The following is a 17,035-nucleotide window of genomic DNA, read 5'->3' on the forward strand; positions in this document are numbered from 1 at the left end:
TTAATAAAACTTAAAGTCCTATTAATCTTAATTATAGCAAAATAAAAAAAGCTCAGTGATATATAAAAATCATCTATCATGAAACGTTTTCATAATTGTGCGTGTTTTTTAACTAAAACTTTTTATTTTTAAAATATCTCATAACAAATTTTTTAAATTCAAGCTCATTTTTGTTGAGTTCTGCTCCTTGCAACCATATAAAGGAGAAATCCCTTTCAAACAATTTATCTAGTTTAAATACATCTACATTTGAATGTTTAATTTTTTCTGAATTTAATGTAATTGCTGGGCCGAGTCCGTTTTCGACAAAATAATGTAATTGTATATCTGATGAAGCATTGTAAAGAATTTTTGGATGGAAATTATAGGATTGATATATTTTTTTAACATCATTGTACATGGGATAGGATTCATTAAAAGCTACAAAATTAGTATTTTCAAAAATAGAAAAGTCACTTATTTTGTCTATAAAATGATATCTATTTTTGGGAGCGATTAAAACAAATTCTTCTTTAAATAAAGAATAATTAATTATTAAAGGATCATCTTTTCTATTACAAAACCCAAACTTAAATTTACCAGATTTTACGCTTTCAACTACAAAATTTGAGTCAGTGCCTGGTGACAACTTAAAGTTAATTTTTTCTTTAGGGAAACTAGTATTAAAGTCCTTTAATAGATTAGCTATAAAATTAGAGCTTAATGAATCTATGGATATTAAATTTATACTATTTAATTGCTCCTTTGAAAAAGCGTTAATTTCTTTTAGACAATTTTCATAATTATTTAAAATATTATTTGCATATTCTAAAAAAATTTTTCCCGACCAAGTAATTTTAATATTTCTACCAGATTTAATAAATAATGTTGTCCCTAATTCTTCTTCTAAAGATGTTATTGAGTAACTTAAACTAGAAGTGGAAATTAAATTTTCTTTTGCGGCATTTCCATAATGTTCATACTTTGCTAATGATTTAAAATAATATAATTGTTGTATATTCAAAAAATCACTCCCTTTATTTCAAAATTTTGTACAATCAAGCAAAATAATCGAATGATTAATTATTTACATAATACTCTATTTTCAAGATTTTGTCATGATATAGTGATAAATTTAAGAAAAATTTCAAGAAAACAGGCAAAATGGGGCTTTAATTAATCGAAAAAATCAAACGATTGAACGGAATATTAAAGAGAAGGAAAACGATATCTTATTTTTAAGTCGTTGAATATCAACAAACTTGAAGATATTATAAAGATACGGAAAACAATTTCAAAAAATAATTTATTAAAGGAAGGGATTATTATGGCAAAAGAAGTTACGCAAGAACAATTAAGTGAGTTAAAAGAATTAGTTGAAAGAGCAAGAAAAGCACAAAAAGTTATTGAAAATTATACTCAAGAAGAAGTAGATAAGTTATGTCGTGCAATATGTGCAAAATTATACGATGCAAAAGTTTGGGCTGAGTTATGTGATGAGGCCGTAGACGAAACAGGATTAGGAGATAAGGTTACAAAAAGAAACAAGAGAAACAAACTTAAATTAATCCTAAGAGATTGTATGAGAGCAAAGAGTGTTGGAGCTATTGAAGTAGATGAAGAAAAAGGAATTACTAAATACGCAAAGCCAGCAGGACTTTTAGCAATTTTAGTGCCTACAACTAACCCATGTCTAACACCAGCTGGTCAAGCTATATACTGTGTTAAAGCAAGAGATGTAATGATTTGCTCACCTCACCCAAGAGCAAAAAATGTTACTAATAAATGTGTTGATTTAATTAGAGAGGCTCTTGTAGAAAATGGAGCACCAGCTGACATAGTTCAATGTATTAAAAATCCATCAATTGCACTAACTCAATATTTAATGGCTGATGCCGACTTAGTTATTGCTACAGGTGGAAAAGCAATGGTTCACTCAGCATATAGTTCAGGAACACCAGCTTATGGTTCAGGTGCAGGTAATGCTACTGTTATTATTGATGAAACTGCTAATACTGATGAAAGAATTAGAGAAGCAGCTTCTAATACAAGAATTTCAAAGACATCAGACTTTGGATCAGGATGTTCATGTGATGGAAATTTAGTAATCCATGAGTCAATCTATGATAAATTAGTTGAAGCTTTAAAAGCAGAAGGTGGATACCTTTTAAATGATGAACAAGCTGAAAAAGTTAAAAAAGTAATGTGGGATGAAGAAGGACACAGACTTCCAAAGACAGTTGCAATTAGTCCTCAAAAATTAGGAGAAGCTGCTGGAATTGAAGTTCCAGAAGAAGCTAATTTCTTAATGGTAACTGGTGGGGGAATGGAAGGCATTGGAAAAGAACACTTCTTCTCATCTGAAAAATTAACTACATTATTAACATTATTTAAATATGAAGGAGATTTTGAAAATGCCCTTGATATGATGAGAGCATTATTTGAAGTAGGTGGAAAGGGACATTCATGTGGTCTATATTCATTTGATGATGATCACATTGATGCACTTGGAAAAGCTGCTCCTGTTTCTAGAATTATGATTAGACAACCTAATAACAAAGGAAATGCTGGATCAGCAACAAATGGTATGCCAGCTACATCTTCTATGGGATGTGGAACTTGGGGCGGAAATATTGTATCTGAAAATATAGCTCTTAAACACTATATAAACACTACTTGGGTAGCTAGACCTATTAAAGAAGATATGCCATCACTTGAAGAATTATTCCAAGAGTTTTATGTAGAAGGAATGGATCAAGAATAATAATAGAAAAGAAAAAGATATGTTTAAAAGCTGCTTTTTAAGTGGCTTTTAAACAAATATAAATCGTAGGAGGAATTATGAAAAAACTCATCTCGGAACAGTTAGTTGAATATTTAGAAAATAGAGATACAAAATATGTATTTGGACTTTGCGGACATACTGTAATAGCTATGCTCGATGCTCTTGAAAAGAGTGAAAAATTAAAATATATTTCTGTAAGACATGAACAAATTGCATCTACAGCTGCCGATGGCTACGCAAGGGCTACAGGTAAGGCAAGCGTTGTTATGTGTCACTTAGGACCAGGACTTACAAATGCAACTACTGGTGTTGCAAATGCTCAAGCCGATTCAATACCAATGGTAGTTATTGCGGGAGATGTTCCAAGCTATTATTTTGGAAAACATCCTCATCAAGAAGTAAATCTTCATGCAGATGGAAGTCAATATGAAATTTATAGACCTTTTGTAAAAAGAGCTTTTAGAATTGATACTCCAGAATTATTTCCAGAAATACTTGATAGAGCATTTAGACTTGCTGAATCTGGAAGACCAGGACCAGTATTGATTTCTGTTCCAATGGATATGTTCTCAAGAGAATTAGATACAAGATTTTTCGAAAGGGTTCAAAATAATAACTTAAAAACAATTAGACCATCACTTGAAAGAGAAACAGCTAAGAAAATTGCAAAATTATTAGTTGAAGCTGAAAGACCTGTTATACATGTAGGTGGTGGGGTTATTTTATCAAAAGCAACTGAAGAGTTAAAAGAACTTGTAGAATACCTTGATATACCTGTTTCAAGAACACTTATGGGACAAGGAGCACTTTCTGATAGACATCCATTAATGTTAGGAATGACAGGTTTTTGGGGAACTGATTTTATTAATGATAAAACTTCAAATGCTGATGTCATTTTAGGATTGGGAACAAGATTTGCAGAAGCAGACTCTTCTTCTTGGTATAAGGGAGTAACTTTTAACGAAGATAATACTAAATTTATTCAAATAGATATTGCAGAAGAAGAAGTTGGAAGGAATTATCCTCTTGAAATTGGAGCTGTTGCAGATATTAAGTTGGCACTTCAAGAAATTCTTAAAGCAGTGAAAGAAATTTCAGGACCGATAGAAAGAAAAGGTTTAAAAGAAGAAATAGCTAAATTTAAACATGATTTTAAAGAAGCAAACAAAAAAATTGAAAATGACCTTAGATTTCCAATGACTCCACAAAAAATATTAAAAGATGTGAGAGAAGTTTTGCCAGAGGATGCAATCATTTGCACTGATGTAGGTTGGAATAAAAATGGAGTAGGTCAACAATTTGACATAGTAAATCCAGGAACAATAATTCACCCAGGTGGATTTGCTACTATGGGATTTGGTTCAGCAGCACTTTTAGGAGTAAAACTTGCAAAACCTGATAAGAAAGTTATTACATTAATTGGAGATGGCGGATTTGGAACAAACCCTTCCGTACTAGCTTGCGCTAAAGAATACAATATTCCAGTTGTATGGGTAGTTATGAATAATTATGCCTTTGGAACAATTGCTGGACTTGAAAAATCTCACTATAATCATAATTTTGGTACTGTATTTAAAATTGATGGAGAGCCTTATAATCCAGAATGGGCAGATATTGCCAAAGGTTATGGAATAAAAGCTAAAAAAGTAAAAAGTGCTGAAGAATTTAAAGAAGCCTTTGAAGAAGCATTAAATTCAAATGAACCTTATTTATTAGATGTACCTATGGAAAATATACCAGTTCCAACAGATGGAATATGGAATATCAATGATATTTATACGCCAAAGGATAATGTCTTCGAAGGACATTTAATGTCAGGAGAAGCGACTAGATCAAGTCATGTAAGCACAGATTAATAGTATAAATGTTTATATTAAATAACCAATAAAAGAAAGGGAGAAAGAATTTCTTTCTCCCAAAACAAAAGAGGTGAAAAATGTTAAATAAACTTGATAAAAAATTTGAAGAAAGCATATTATGCGTTTTATTAGTTATTATGACTATTATATTGGGAATTCAAATTGTAGCAAGATATGTTTTCGGGAATTCTTTAGCTTGGTCTGAAGAGTTAGTTAGATATTTGTTTGTATGGTCAGCTTTTTTAGGCGTTCCATACTGTATAAGAAGAAAAGCATCAATAAAGGTAGATCAATTTAGAAACATGATGCCCGCAGGTATTCAAAAGGCATTAAATTATATAGATAAAATAATTATTTTTATATTGTTTTTAATAATCGCTATATTTTCTTTTGATGTAATACGAAGTACTTACATAAGCGGACAAACTTCTGCAGCTATGGGAATTCCTATGTGGACAGTTCAATCTTCTGTTTTTGTAGGTTCAGTTCTTTCAATGATAAGAATCACTCAAAATTTTATTGATTTAATAAAAGAAAAAGATAAAGTTAAGGAAGATGAACAGGAGGCTTAAATGACTATAGCAAGTATATTTATTTTATTTTTAGCTTTAATAGTTGCAGGGATTCCTATAGGAATGATTTTGGCAACGTTAGGGATTTTACCAAACTTAATAGATCCTTGGTTTTCTGCTGACCCTCAGTATATTATTAGAGCGATGATAGGTGGAGTTAATAGTTTTCCAGTATTGGCAGTTCCAATGTTTATTTTATCTGGAAATCTAATGGCAAAAGGAAAAATTAGCGAGAAACTATTTAATTTTTTCTCGTATTTTATAGCAAATAAAACGGCAGGACTTCCAATAGCAACAATTGTAACTTGTTTATTCTATGGAGCAATATCAGGTTCAGGGCCAGCGACAACTGCTGCAGTAGGAGCAATGGCTATTCCTGTCTTGACTAATCTAGGCTATGACATCGTTTTTTCTACAGCTCTTGTTGCTGTAGCAGGAGGTCTTGGGGTTATCATACCTCCTTCAATACCATTTATATTCTATGGACAAAGTGCGGGAGTATCTGTTGCAGATATATTTGTTGCAGGTGTAGTTCCAGGATTGTTAATTGGATTATGTCTAATGATTTATTCTTGGTATTACTGTAAAAAGAATGGAGAAGACAAAGAAAAATTACAAGCTTATGAAAAAGAAGTAAAGAAAGATGGCTTTAAAAAACTATTTTTAAATAGTTTTTGGGCACTACTATCTCCAATAATAATTTTAGGTAGTATTTATACTGGTGTAGCTTCTCCAACAGAAGCCGCAGTTATTTCGGTTTTTTACTCTTTAATTGTTTCAGTTTTAATTTATAAGACAATAAAATTGAAAGATTTTATAGAAATATTAAAAGAATCTGTAGGTACTTATTCAACAATATTGTTTATTATTGCAGCAGCTACTGGATTTGCTAGAGTTCTTACATTCATGAAAGCGCCTGAAATAATAGCAGGATTTATTACAAATGCAGTTTCTTCTAAGATCGCAGTTTTATTAGTTATAAACTTAGTATTATTGTTTGTAGGAATGATTATGGATACAACTCCAGCAATATTAGTATTAACACCAATACTTTTACCAATAGCAGTAAGTTATGGAATAAATCCAATACATTTTGGTGTAATGTTAGTTGTAAACTTGGCAATAGGATTTGTAACGCCACCTCTAGGAATCAACCTCTTTGTTGCTAGTTCATTGACGGGTGTAAAAGTTGAAAGCATAGTTAAAAAAGCAATTCCATTTATAATAGCATTTTTAATTGCTTTACTCTTAATAACATTCATTCCAAAAATAAGTTTAATTTTATTAGGAGGTTGAAAATAAAAATGAAAAATAAGATTATATGTATTGCATTTTTACTAATGTTTATTCCTTTAACACTTACAGGCTGTTTAAGTACTGAAGAGAGAAGGGGAGAAGCAAAAGAAAAAGATGTATATGAATTATCCATAGCAATAGATTCGCAAGAAGATACTGTAACGGGTATTTTTATGAATAAATTTGCTGATTTACTAGAAGAAAAATCTAAGGGAAGAATGAAAATTAATAGATTTCCAAATTCACAACTAGGCGGAGATGGTGAAATAACAGAAGCTGTTCAAAATGGAAATATAGCATTTGTTGTTCAAACTACAGCTCCACAGGTTTCCTTTGTTCCTGAAGCAGCAATATTTGATGCTCCAATGGCATTTAAAAATCTAGATGTTGCAAGGAAGGTGCTTGACGGCGAGTTAACAGAAAAACTAAAGGAATATTATGCTAATAAAAAACTCATTCTATTAGGTTATGCAGATCAAGATTTCAGGGTAATGTCTTCAAATAAAAAAGTTGAAAAAATGAGTGATTTGAAAGGTATAAAAATAAGAACTATGGAAAACCCAAATCATATTGCATTTTGGAAACTAGTAGGGGCAAACCCAACTCCAATGGCTTGGTCTGAAGTTTATATAGGATTACAACAAGGCTCTATTGATGCACAGGAAAACCCGATAGAGACAATTGTTGCAAGTAAAGTATATGAACAACAAGATGACATTATACTAACTAACCACATTCTTCATACATTATGTTTAATTGGTTCACCTTCTATAATAAATGAATTACCTGAAGAACTTCAAAAAATCATTTATGAAGCAGCAGATGAAGCAAAAGTATATGCTAGAAAAATGACAGATGAAAGAAATGAAAGTAGAGTTAAAATTATTGAAGACAGCGGAACGAAAATAATACCTTTTAATGAAAAATTATTTAATGATATGAGAGCTGCAAGTGAACCAGTATGGAAATCACTAGAAGAACAAATAGGAAAAGATCTTGTCAATACTTTAAGAAGTGAAATTGATAAGGCGGAAAAAGAATTAAATATAAATTAAATAAGGAGAATAGAATATGACCAATAGAATACAAGGAACTACTAGACTTGTTGGGCTTTTAGGAAAGCCAATTAAGCATAGTAGATCTCCACATATGCATAATTCAGCCTTTGAATTTTTGAAAGAAGATTTGGTTTATTTATGCCTAGAAACTGAAAATAAAGATTTAGAAATGGCTTTAAAAGCTTTAAAAACATTTGATGCAGTTGGAGCAAATGTAACTTATCCAAACAAGCAAGAAGTACTAAAATATCTAGATGAAATTGATGAGGCTGCTGAAATAATAGGGTCAGTAAATACAATATCAATTGATGATAAAACTAAAAAGATAAAGGGTTATAACACGGATGGATTAGGTTTTATAGAATCTCTTGAAAAAAAAGGAATTCAATACAAAGGCAAGAAAATGGTTCTAATAGGCGTTGGAGGAGCAGGAAGAGCAATTGCTATACAAAGTGCATATTCTGGAGTGGGAGAACTTGTAATAAAAGAAATAAATAAAGAAGTAGCTGATGAAGTTATAAATACTATAAAATCAAGAATTCCAAAGTGCAATGTTAAATTACTTTCAAATAATGAAGATGAATTAAAAGAAGAACTAAAAAATGCTGATTTATTTGTAAATGCAACTCCATTAGGTATGAAGGGAAATACTGATGCTTGTTCAATATCTTCATGTGACATAATCACAAATCCTAATACCTATGTATACGACATCGTTTATGAACCAAAAGAAACCAAGTTCATGAAGCTTGCAAAAGAGGCAGGTTGTGAGACGTGCAATGGTATCAATATGATGCTTTGGCAAGGAGCATTAGCATTTAAAATTTGGACAGGTAAAGATATGCCAATCGATTATGTAAAAAAAGAATTGGGATTAGAATAATCAAAATTTGATTAATAAAAAGAGATGACAATTAATATAGTTGGCACTAGATATAGTGCCTCTATGTATTTAGGCATATTTTTATAAGGAGGATATAGTATGACTTTTGAATATTCGCTAGCACAACTCACTGTTTTAGAAACTTCACCTGTTGAAATTGCAAAAATTGCAGCAGAATGTGGTTATGATTATGTTAGTTTAAGACAAATTTATATGGGTGTTAAAGGCGAAAAAATTTATGATTTAAGAAAAGATAAAAAATTAATGCAGGAACTAAAGGGAATTTTAAAAAACACGGGGCTCAAAGTTTTAGATATAGAATTAGCAAGAATATTTGATGGTGTAAATATAAAAGATTATGAACCTGCTATGGAAACCTGTAGAGAACTTGGCGGAAAGCATATTTTGTCATCTATATGGACTGATAACAAAGATTTTTACACAGAAGAATTTGCGAAACTTTGTGATTTAGCAAAAAGCAATGGACTAACAGTTGATGTAGAATATGTGCCAATAGCAGGAGTTAACAACTTGAAACAAACAGTAGAATTGTTAAATGATGTTAACAGAGATAATGCTGGTATAATGTTAGACATGCATCACATTCATAGAGCAGGAGATAATACAGAAGATATAGCTAAAATTCCTAAAGAATGGTTCCATTTTGCACATCTATGTGATGCGAGTAAAGAAATTCCTAAAGAAAAAGAAGAAATGATTAGGATAATGAGAGAAGCCAGGGATTATGTTGGCGATGGTGGAATAGACATTGCTTCTATATTAAATAGTATGCCAATAGTTCCTTACTCAATTGAATTGCCAAATAGTGCATATATAAAAGAATATGGCTTAAAAGGACATGCTCAAAATTGCTTAGATAAAGCAAAAGCATATTGCGATAAATTTGTAAAAGGGAGGGAATAATGGAAAAAGAAAGAGATGTAATACTTTGTGAAGTTGGATTAAGAGATGGTCTACAAAATGAAAAGTCTTTTCTTTCAACAGATGAAAAAGTTGAAATTTTAAACAAATTAACAGATGCAGGCTTTAAGATAATAGAAGTAGGTTCTTTTATGAGTCCAAAAGCTGTACCTCAAATGGCAGACACAGATGAGGTATTTAAAAAAGCAAACTTAAAACCAGGTGTAGAGTATAGAGCTTTAATAGCTAACTTAAAAGGTGTTGAAAGAGCAATTGATTGTGGATGCAAAAAAGTTAAATTAAATGTTTCTGCAAGCTATGCTCATAATATTGCTAATTTAAATATGACTCCAGAAGAAAGTGTAAATGGTTTTAAAGATTGTGTAAAACTTGCTAGAGAAAATAATATTGAAGTTTCAGGATCAATATCTATGCCCTTTGGTTCTCCTTGGGAAGATGAAATTCCAATGAAAGATATAGAAACTATTATTGAGGCATATTTAAAAAATGACATAAACGAACTATCACTTTCAGATGCTTCAGGTCTAGCAAATCCTTTACAAGTAAAAGAAATCGTTAGACATGTAAAAAGCAAATATAAGGATGTCAGTTGGATATTGCACTTTCATAATACTAGAGGGTTGGGAATTGCAAACATATTAGCTGGTTTAGAAGAAGGAGTTAAAAAGTTTGACACATCTTTTGCAGGGTTAGGAGGATGTCCTTTTGTTCCCGGCGCAGCAGGTAATGTATCAACAGAAGATGTTTTAAATATGTTTAACCAAATGAAGATTAAGACAGGAATAGATATTGATGCAGTAATTGAAATTGGACAAAAAATAAGACAAAGTGTAAATCATGATGTTGGAAGCTACGTATTAAGGGCTGGAAAATCAGATGATTTAAAATTAGAGCTTCCGAAGAAAGGGAAATAACTTTTAGTGAAATATGAAAGAAAAAGGTGTTAAGAATGATAAAAACTAAAAGATTGAGAGATTTAATCAATGGGAAAGATGCTGTAATAGCTCCATGTGCATTTGATGCTTTATCTGCAAGATTAATTGAGTATAGCGGATTTGACTTAGTTGCAACAACTGGGTTTGGAATGCATGGCACAATGTTAGGCGTACCTGATAATGGGCTTTTAACATTTACAGAAATGCTGAGAATGTGTAGAAATATGTCAAGTGCTATTGATATTCCAATGATGGCAGATGCTGAAGGCGGATATGGTAATGCAATTAATACAAGTAGAACCATAACAGAATTTGAAAATGCTGGAGTAGCAGGACTTTTTATAGAAGATCAAGTTTTACCTCCAAATTGTCCTTATATAAAGGGAACTAAATTGATTCCAGTAGAGGAGATGGTAAGTAAAATAAAAGCAGCTGTTGACGCAAGAAAAGATCCCAACTTTGTGATAGTTGCAAGAACTGATGCACCCTTTGAAGAGGCTGTTGAAAGATTAAACATATATGCAGAAGCGGGAGCCGATATGGTTAAACCAATGCCTCATTCAAGAAAGGAATTAGAAGATTACCCTAAGCATTTGAAAGCACCAATTCATTTAGGATTCACATATGGAAAAGAGACAACAAAGGGAGTAACAGCAAAGGATTGTGGTGAAATGGGATATAAAATTATTACATTCCCATTTGCACAATTGATGTCAAGTGTATCAGCTCAAATTGCAATATTAAATGAAATTAAAAAGAATGGAACTGATGAAGCATTTTACGAAAAAATGATTTCATTTGAAGAGTATTTAGATACAGTAAATATTGATAAATATAATGAAATGGATAAAAAATATATGTTTAATTTAGATTGACATAAAGATTAAAACATAATCTGATAATATATTTTAAATTTCACTTTAAATTTTGTCATTAAAAAACTGACCTTATCAAGATAGATTTTAATTCTAACTTGAAAGGGTCAGTTTACTTATTTTTTGACCTTATTTTATATCATTTATAAAATTTTTTAAATTGTTTATTTGAATATTTACGGCATCTTTTGCAGGACCACCATAGACATTGCGATTTTCTAAAGATTTTTCTATATTTATAAAATCATAGAGATCATTTTCAAAAATTTTGTGAAATTCCTTATATTTTTTTAAACTTATATCTTCAAGTTTTAAGTTTTTTTCTATTGAATAATTAACAATTTGACCGACTACACTATAAGCTTCACGGAAAGCAATGCCCTTTAATACTAAATAGTCGGCTAAATCTGTTGCATTTAAAAAGCCCTTTTCAGCAGAACTTCTCATCTTTTCCTTATTGATATAAATTGTATCTAAAATCCCCTTCATAATTTTTAAAGAATTAAAAACTGTTTTCACTGAATCGAAAAGTGGTTCCTTGTCTTCTTGAAAATCCTTATTATAAGAAAGAGGTGTACCTTTTAAAATTGTAAAAAGTGTAAACAAATCTCCATAACATCTACCACTCTTGCCCCTTATTAATTCAGCCATGTCAGGGTTTTTCTTTTGAGGCATGATACTTGATCCAGTAGAAAACTTATCAGAAAACTTAACAAAATTATATTCACTGCTGGAAAAATAAATTAGCTCTTCACAAAGTCTTGAAAGATGAGTCATAATTACTGAATTGTTAAATAAAATTTCAAGTATATAATCTCTATCAGAAACAGAATCCATGGAGTTTTCTGTAGGTTTTTTAAATCCCAATAATTTTGAAGTCATAAATCTATCGATGTTAAAACTTGTTGTAACAAGAGCACAACTTCCAAGGGGATTTTCATCTAATCTATTAAAAGTATCTTTTAATCTATTAAGATCTCTGCAGAGCATTTGTGCGTAGCTTAAAATATAGTGAGCAAAAGTTGTCACTTGAGCGTGCTGCATATGAGTAAAACCTGGCATTATTGTGTATATATTTTTTTCAGCTAAATCAATAATTGTTTCAATTAGTTCTAATAACTTTATTTTAATTTTTTCTAATGATTTTTTAGAATATAATCTTAAATCTAGGGCGCATTGATCATTTCTTGACCTAGCTGTGTGAAGTTTTTTTCCTACAACACCCACTCTTTTTGTTAGTTCATTTTCCACAAAGGAATGAATATCTTCTTCCTTTAAATTAATTTCAAGTTTTCTTTCTTTTATTTCATCTAAAATATTTTGAAGTTCACAAGAAATAATTTTTTCTTCATTTTTCGTTATTATTCCAACCGCACTGAGCATTTTTACATGAGCAAGAGAACCTATTATATCTTCTTCAAATAAAATTTTATCAAAATCAATGGATTTATTGAATTCATGTGTAAAATCTTCAAGTCCATCTAAGTGACTGCCCCATAAATACATATTAAACTCCTTTATTTATCTTTGCATCAACTACCGTAGATAGTGAATATAAATTAATAAATCCACTGGCATCTTCGTGAGAATATAAGTTTTCTGCACCATCTCCAAAGGAAGCTAAATCTTCATTATAGAGTGAATATTTAGAGCTTACTCCTGCGGGAATTATATTTCCCTTATAAAGTTTTAGTTTAACCTTGCCAGTTACATTTTTTGACACTTCGTCACTAAAGGCGAGTAGTCCCTTTAAAGAATTTGAATACCATTTTCCATCGTATACAAGATCGGCGAATTTAATAGATAAATAATTTTTAAGATGTGCAGAATCTTTATCTAAGGTTATAGATTCCAAAATTTCAAGTGCCTTATATAATATTGCTCCGCCTGGATTTTCATAAACTCCACGACTTTTCATTCCTACAAGACGATTTTCAACTATATCATCAATACCAATGCCATTTTCGCCGCCAATTTTATTTAAATATTTTAAAAGATTTGCAGGAGTCATTTTTTCTCCATTTACTGCAGTGGCTTCTCCACTATGAAATTCAATTTCTAAATCAAAAACTTCATCCCTTGCCCTCATTGGCGATACAGAAAGCTCTAAAATTTTGTCATAATCTGGATAATTTTCTGGATTTTCAAGGTTAAGACCCTCGTGAGATAGATGCATTATATTTAAATCTTTAGAATAATTCGTTTCCCTTGAAATTTTAAGTGGAATATTGTGTTCTTCGGCATAATCAATTTCTTCATCACGAGATTTTATATCCCAAATTCTCCAAGGTGCAATTATGGGCATTTCTGGTGCAAAATGTTTTATTCCCATTTCAAAACGAATTTGATCATTTCCCTTACCAGTACATCCATGACAAATAGCATCGCAATTTTCCTTTTTTGCAATTTCAACAAGTGCTTTTGCTATTAGAGGTCTTGCTGTTGCAGTTCCAAGAAGATAGTTTTTTTCGTACTTTGCACCCATTTTTAAAGTTGGAAATACAAAGTCCTTAACATATTCATCTACAAGATCTACTATATAAATTTTTGAAGCTCCTGTTTTTATGGCCTTTTCTTCAAGACCTTCTATCTCACTTTTTTGTCCAACATTTCCAACAACTGCTATAACTTCGCATTTGTAATTTTCCTTTAGCCATGGAATTATTATAGATGTATCAAGACCACCTGAATATGCTAGGGCAACTTTTTTATAATTATTATTTTTCATTTTTTTCCTCCAAATTTTAAAACTTTGCAATATCTTACAATTGAGACTCAAAAAAAGTATAAAAAAATCGCCCCTAGAAAGGGACGAAAATCGTGGTACCACCCAAATTTGTATATTTCTATACCTCAAAAACTATAACGCATAACCGTGCAAATCTAAATATCGAGATGCAAGTTCCAAGCTCCTATTCAAATTACCCTCCCTATTTTCTCTCACCAAACGAAAACTCTCTTAAAGTCTTGGATAATTTTACTCGCTCTTCAAAACTTTTATTGTTTGATATACTAACAAGATAAATTCTATTTGTCAAGAATTTTTTAAATATTTTTTAATATTTTTTGTTGCAAAATGTTTTATCTATTAAATGCAAAAAAACAAAGCAATGAAAAAATTTTTTATTTGAATTAATTTAAAAAAAGCTTGACAAATTAAATTTAGCATAGTAAAGTATTGAGAAATCAATGAAGTGGACAAAAAGTATTCCTATAACTTTTTTAGAGAGCAAGGTCAGGTGAAAGCTTGTAAAGGGAAAGAATATAATAGAACCACAGAGATTCTGTAAAGAAATTAGTATTTACAGAGGTTAACTGCCTTAAAGTTTTGAGATATCTAAAAGATAATTAGAGTGGTACCGCGGACTTCGCCTCTTTCATGGAGGCGATTTTTTTATTTTAAAATGGAGGAAGAAAATGAAAAAAATAATAAGTTTATCAGTAATAGTTTTAGCTGCCCTTATATTATTAGTGGCATTGTTTTTAAATAAGTCTAATGGCAATTCTGACATGAGAGTAAAGGACATTAAAAAATCTGGGAAAATTGTAATGGGATGTAATGCAAACTATCCGCCTTTTGAATTTCACAAAAACATTGATGGAAAAGATAAGATTGTTGGTTTTGACGTGTTTATTGCAGAAGAAATTGCAAAGGATCTTGGAGTAAAACTTGAAATTTCAGATATGGAATTTTCATCTGTGCTTGCAAGTCTGGACTCAGGCGTAATCGATCTCGCCCTTTCTGGGATTTCAAAAACTCCTGAAAGAGAAAAATCAATTTTATTTTCAAAGGTATATTACGATCCAAAAAATTATTTATTAGTAAATTCTAAGGATTTGGGAAAATATAAAGATGAAAAAAGTGTTATAGATTTAACTATTGGAGTTCAAACAGCAACAATTCAAGAGGAAATTGCAAAAAACTTAAAGATTAAAAATATTGTTTCACTACCAAAGACGCCAGATTTAATTGCACAACTAAATCAAGGATTGATAGATGGAATAATAGTTGAAAAGAGTGTTGGAGATAATTATGAACTTTCCAATAAAAATTTAAAGATGGAAAATAGTTTTTATTTTGAGGCTGAAACTAGTGGAACAGCTGTTGGTCTTAAAAAAGGTGACGATGAACTTTTAGAAATAGTTAACAAAACATTAGATAGATTAGAAAAGGAAGGTAAACTTGAAAAATATTATGAAGATGCATTAGAACTTTCAACGAAGTAGGTGTTTCATGGAAAATATATATAAACTAGAAAATAAAAAATTTTCAAAAAATAAAATAATTAATTACTTGGTAATTTTTGCTTTTGTAATTTTTATCTTTGTATTTGGCAAATTAATTATAAATTTTTTTAACACGACAGTAGAAATTTTTGAAAAGTACAGTTCATATTATATAAAGGGACTTTTAACTACTATTTCACTTTCTTTTATCTCTGTAATTTTAGGTTCTATATTTGGATTATTTCTATATTTGATGAAATCTTCAGAAATAAAAAGTCTAAACATCTTTGCAAATATATACATTGAAATAGTGAGGGGAACTCCTATGCTTACTCAAGTATTTTTTGTATTCTTTGGACTGGCAAGTATTATAAATTTTAAAAATTTTGGAATTTCAATTTCATCCTTTGCCTATGTAACAGGAGTCATTGCGGTGAGCTTAAACTCTGCGGCATATGTATCTGAAATTATTAGATCTGGCATAAACGCAATTGACAAAGGACAAATGGAAGCGTCAATATCTCTTGGGATGAAAAAATCTTTAGCAATGGAAGAGGTCATACTTCCACAAGCTACAAAAAATATACTTCCAGCTCTTGCCAACGAATTTATCGCAGTAATAAAAGAAACCTCAATTATATCTACCATAGGCGTTACAGATATTATGTACAATGTAAATTTAGTCAGAGGATCATCTTATAAATCTTTAGAACCGCTTATAATTGGTTCAATGCTTTATTTTACAATTACTTTTACTCTTACTAGATTATTAAAACTTGTGGAGGGGAAATATGATAAAAATTAAAAATTTATATAAATCCTTTGGAGATAAAGAAGTTTTAAAGGGAATAAACTTAGATATTGAAGATTCAACTGTAACAACAATAATTGGAGCAAGTGGATCAGGAAAATCAACGCTCCTTCGCACAATTAATCTTTTAGAAAAATGTGATGACGGAAAAATCTTTCTTGATGGATATGAAATAACTGGTGAAAATCCAAATTTAGAAAAAATAAGATTAAAAATTGGAATGGTTTTTCAAAACTTTAATTTATTTCCCAATAAATCAGTAATTGAAAACATTACTCTTGCACCTATAAAAGTTAAAGGTGAAGATGAAAAGTCTGCAAAGGAAAATGCAATTGCTCTTTTAAAGAGCATGGGTTTAGAAGATAAAGTGTACTCCTATCCAAACTCTTTATCTGGAGGTCAAAAGCAAAGAGTTGCCATAGCAAGAGCTCTTGCAAATAAACCAGAAGTACTTTTATTTGATGAACCCACATCAGCCCTCGATCCAGAAATGGTAAAAGAAGTTTTAAATGTAATAAAATTTCTTGCGAAAAAAGGTCTTACTATGATAATAGTAACTCATGAAATGGGATTTGCTAGAGAAATTTCTGATAATATTGTATTTATGAAAAATGGTATCGTAGAAGATATAGGTGATCCAAACTATATTTTTTATGAAACAAAAAATGAAAATACGAAAAAATTTTTACAAGCTGTATTGTAATTAAAAATTCCTTAGAAAATTAACTCTAAGGAATTTTTTTGTACATATATTTATAGCTATAATATTTTTTAAAAAAGGATAATGTCTTAAATTTTATTACATATTAGTCT

General features: G+C 30.4%; 15 protein-coding genes and 2 other annotated features. Of the genes, 12 read left to right on the forward strand and 3 right to left on the reverse strand.

Features of this window, described 5'->3' with window-relative positions:
- Positions 1-112: 112 nt before the first annotated feature.
- Entirely contained in the window at positions 113-1,003 is an 891-nt protein-coding gene (locus BIV18_RS06045) for a LysR family transcriptional regulator (RefSeq protein ID WP_075659751.1), read from the reverse strand.
- A 303-nt stretch (positions 1,004-1,306) separates the two neighbouring features.
- Here BIV18_RS06045 and BIV18_RS06050 point away from each other — a divergent pair, with 303 nt between their 5' ends.
- From BIV18_RS06050 to BIV18_RS06090, 9 genes are all read left to right on the forward strand, one after another.
- Positions 1,307-2,743, forward strand: coding sequence for an aldehyde dehydrogenase family protein (locus BIV18_RS06050; RefSeq protein ID WP_075659752.1), 1,437 nt, complete (start codon positions 1,307-1,309; stop codon positions 2,741-2,743).
- Positions 2,744-2,820: 77 nt separating this feature from the next.
- Complete coding sequence (locus BIV18_RS06055; protein ID WP_075659753.1) at positions 2,821-4,620, forward strand: thiamine pyrophosphate-binding protein; 1,800 nt, start codon at positions 2,821-2,823, stop codon at positions 4,618-4,620.
- 80 nt (positions 4,621-4,700) lie between these two features.
- Positions 4,701-5,195, forward strand: coding sequence for a TRAP transporter small permease (locus tag BIV18_RS06060; RefSeq protein WP_075659754.1), 495 nt, complete (start codon positions 4,701-4,703; stop codon positions 5,193-5,195).
- Positions 5,196-6,491 (forward strand): TRAP transporter large permease, encoded by a 1,296-nt coding sequence (locus BIV18_RS06065; RefSeq protein ID WP_075659755.1) that lies wholly within the window; start codon positions 5,196-5,198, stop codon positions 6,489-6,491.
- 8 nt (positions 6,492-6,499) lie between these two features.
- Entirely contained in the window at positions 6,500-7,546 is a 1,047-nt protein-coding gene (locus tag BIV18_RS06070; RefSeq protein ID WP_178385777.1) for a TRAP transporter substrate-binding protein, read from the forward strand.
- Between the two features lie 16 nt (positions 7,547-7,562).
- Positions 7,563-8,432: a shikimate dehydrogenase gene (gene aroE / locus BIV18_RS06075; protein ID WP_075659757.1), complete on the forward strand. Its 870-nt coding sequence runs from the start codon at positions 7,563-7,565 to the stop codon at positions 8,430-8,432.
- 99 nt (positions 8,433-8,531) lie between these two features.
- Positions 8,532-9,356 (forward strand): sugar phosphate isomerase/epimerase family protein, encoded by an 825-nt coding sequence (locus tag BIV18_RS06080; RefSeq protein ID WP_075659758.1) that lies wholly within the window; start codon positions 8,532-8,534, stop codon positions 9,354-9,356.
- A complete protein-coding gene (locus BIV18_RS06085) occupies positions 9,356-10,288 on the forward strand; it encodes a hydroxymethylglutaryl-CoA lyase (RefSeq protein ID WP_075659759.1) in 933 nt (310 codons plus the stop codon). Before BIV18_RS06080 ends, BIV18_RS06085 begins: the two co-directional genes overlap by 1 nt.
- Positions 10,289-10,323: 35 nt before the next feature.
- Complete coding sequence (locus tag BIV18_RS06090) at positions 10,324-11,184, forward strand: isocitrate lyase/PEP mutase family protein (protein ID WP_075659760.1); 861 nt, start codon at positions 10,324-10,326, stop codon at positions 11,182-11,184.
- A 129-nt stretch (positions 11,185-11,313) separates the two neighbouring features.
- Here the strand turns inward: BIV18_RS06090 and argH are convergent, their stop codons facing one another.
- Both argH and BIV18_RS06100 read right to left on the reverse strand, forming a co-directional pair.
- Positions 11,314-12,690 carry an argininosuccinate lyase gene (argH, locus tag BIV18_RS06095; protein WP_075659761.1) on the reverse strand — a complete coding sequence of 459 codons (1,377 nt, stop codon included), beginning with the start codon at positions 12,688-12,690 and terminating at the stop codon, positions 11,314-11,316.
- Position 12,691: 1 nt separating this feature from the next.
- Positions 12,692-13,912, reverse strand: a complete 1,221-nt coding sequence (locus tag BIV18_RS06100; RefSeq protein ID WP_075659762.1) for an argininosuccinate synthase — start codon at positions 13,910-13,912, stop codon at positions 12,692-12,694.
- A 76-nt stretch (positions 13,913-13,988) separates the two neighbouring features.
- Positions 13,989-14,185: a binding site (T-box leader), on the reverse strand.
- A 179-nt stretch (positions 14,186-14,364) separates the two neighbouring features.
- Positions 14,365-14,563 (forward strand) — a binding site (T-box leader).
- Positions 14,564-14,601: 38 nt separating this feature from the next.
- Between BIV18_RS06100 and BIV18_RS06105 the strand changes: the two genes are divergently transcribed.
- Genes BIV18_RS06105 through BIV18_RS06115 form a run of 3 tightly spaced genes read left to right on the forward strand, consistent with a single transcriptional unit; the run spans position 14,602 to position 16,925 of the window.
- Positions 14,602-15,411, forward strand: a complete 810-nt coding sequence (locus tag BIV18_RS06105; RefSeq protein ID WP_083635539.1) for a transporter substrate-binding domain-containing protein — start codon at positions 14,602-14,604, stop codon at positions 15,409-15,411.
- 7 nt (positions 15,412-15,418) lie between these two features.
- Positions 15,419-16,216 carry an amino acid ABC transporter permease gene (locus BIV18_RS06110; RefSeq protein WP_075659764.1) on the forward strand — a complete coding sequence of 266 codons (798 nt, stop codon included), beginning with the start codon at positions 15,419-15,421 and terminating at the stop codon, positions 16,214-16,216.
- Positions 16,203-16,925 carry an amino acid ABC transporter ATP-binding protein gene (locus BIV18_RS06115; protein ID WP_075659765.1) on the forward strand — a complete coding sequence of 241 codons (723 nt, stop codon included), beginning with the start codon at positions 16,203-16,205 and terminating at the stop codon, positions 16,923-16,925. Before BIV18_RS06110 ends, BIV18_RS06115 begins: the two co-directional genes overlap by 14 nt.
- Positions 16,926-17,035: the final 110 nt, after the last annotated feature.

The sequence above is a fragment of the Peptoniphilus grossensis genome (assembly GCF_001940285.1).
In the GTDB taxonomy this organism is placed as follows: domain Bacteria; phylum Bacillota; class Clostridia; order Tissierellales; family Peptoniphilaceae; genus Peptoniphilus_A; species Peptoniphilus_A faecalis.

What these genes read in the sequence shown, in the direction of transcription:
- BIV18_RS06050 (WP_075659752.1), top strand. Translation starts at nt 1,307, where the DNA reads ATGGCAAAAGAAGTTACGCAAGAACAATTAAGTGAGTTAAAAGAATTA.
- BIV18_RS06055 (WP_075659753.1), top strand. Translation starts at nt 2,821, where the DNA reads ATGAAAAAACTCATCTCGGAACAGTTAGTTGAATATTTAGAAAATAGA.
- BIV18_RS06060 (WP_075659754.1), top strand. Translation starts at nt 4,701, where the DNA reads ATGTTAAATAAACTTGATAAAAAATTTGAAGAAAGCATATTATGCGTT.
- BIV18_RS06065 (WP_075659755.1), top strand. Translation starts at nt 5,196, where the DNA reads ATGACTATAGCAAGTATATTTATTTTATTTTTAGCTTTAATAGTTGCA.
- BIV18_RS06070 (WP_178385777.1), top strand. Translation starts at nt 6,500, where the DNA reads ATGAAAAATAAGATTATATGTATTGCATTTTTACTAATGTTTATTCCT.
- aroE (WP_075659757.1), top strand. Translation starts at nt 7,563, where the DNA reads ATGACCAATAGAATACAAGGAACTACTAGACTTGTTGGGCTTTTAGGA.
- BIV18_RS06080 (WP_075659758.1), top strand. Translation starts at nt 8,532, where the DNA reads ATGACTTTTGAATATTCGCTAGCACAACTCACTGTTTTAGAAACTTCA.
- BIV18_RS06085 (WP_075659759.1), top strand. Translation starts at nt 9,356, where the DNA reads ATGGAAAAAGAAAGAGATGTAATACTTTGTGAAGTTGGATTAAGAGAT.
- BIV18_RS06090 (WP_075659760.1), top strand. Translation starts at nt 10,324, where the DNA reads ATGATAAAAACTAAAAGATTGAGAGATTTAATCAATGGGAAAGATGCT.
- argH (WP_075659761.1), bottom strand. Translation starts at nt 12,690, where the DNA reads ATGTATTTATGGGGCAGTCACTTAGATGGACTTGAAGATTTTACACAT.
- BIV18_RS06100 (WP_075659762.1), bottom strand. Translation starts at nt 13,912, where the DNA reads ATGAAAAATAATAATTATAAAAAAGTTGCCCTAGCATATTCAGGTGGT.
- BIV18_RS06105 (WP_083635539.1), top strand. Translation starts at nt 14,602, where the DNA reads ATGAAAAAAATAATAAGTTTATCAGTAATAGTTTTAGCTGCCCTTATA.
- BIV18_RS06110 (WP_075659764.1), top strand. Translation starts at nt 15,419, where the DNA reads ATGGAAAATATATATAAACTAGAAAATAAAAAATTTTCAAAAAATAAA.
- BIV18_RS06115 (WP_075659765.1), top strand. Translation starts at nt 16,203, where the DNA reads ATGATAAAAATTAAAAATTTATATAAATCCTTTGGAGATAAAGAAGTT.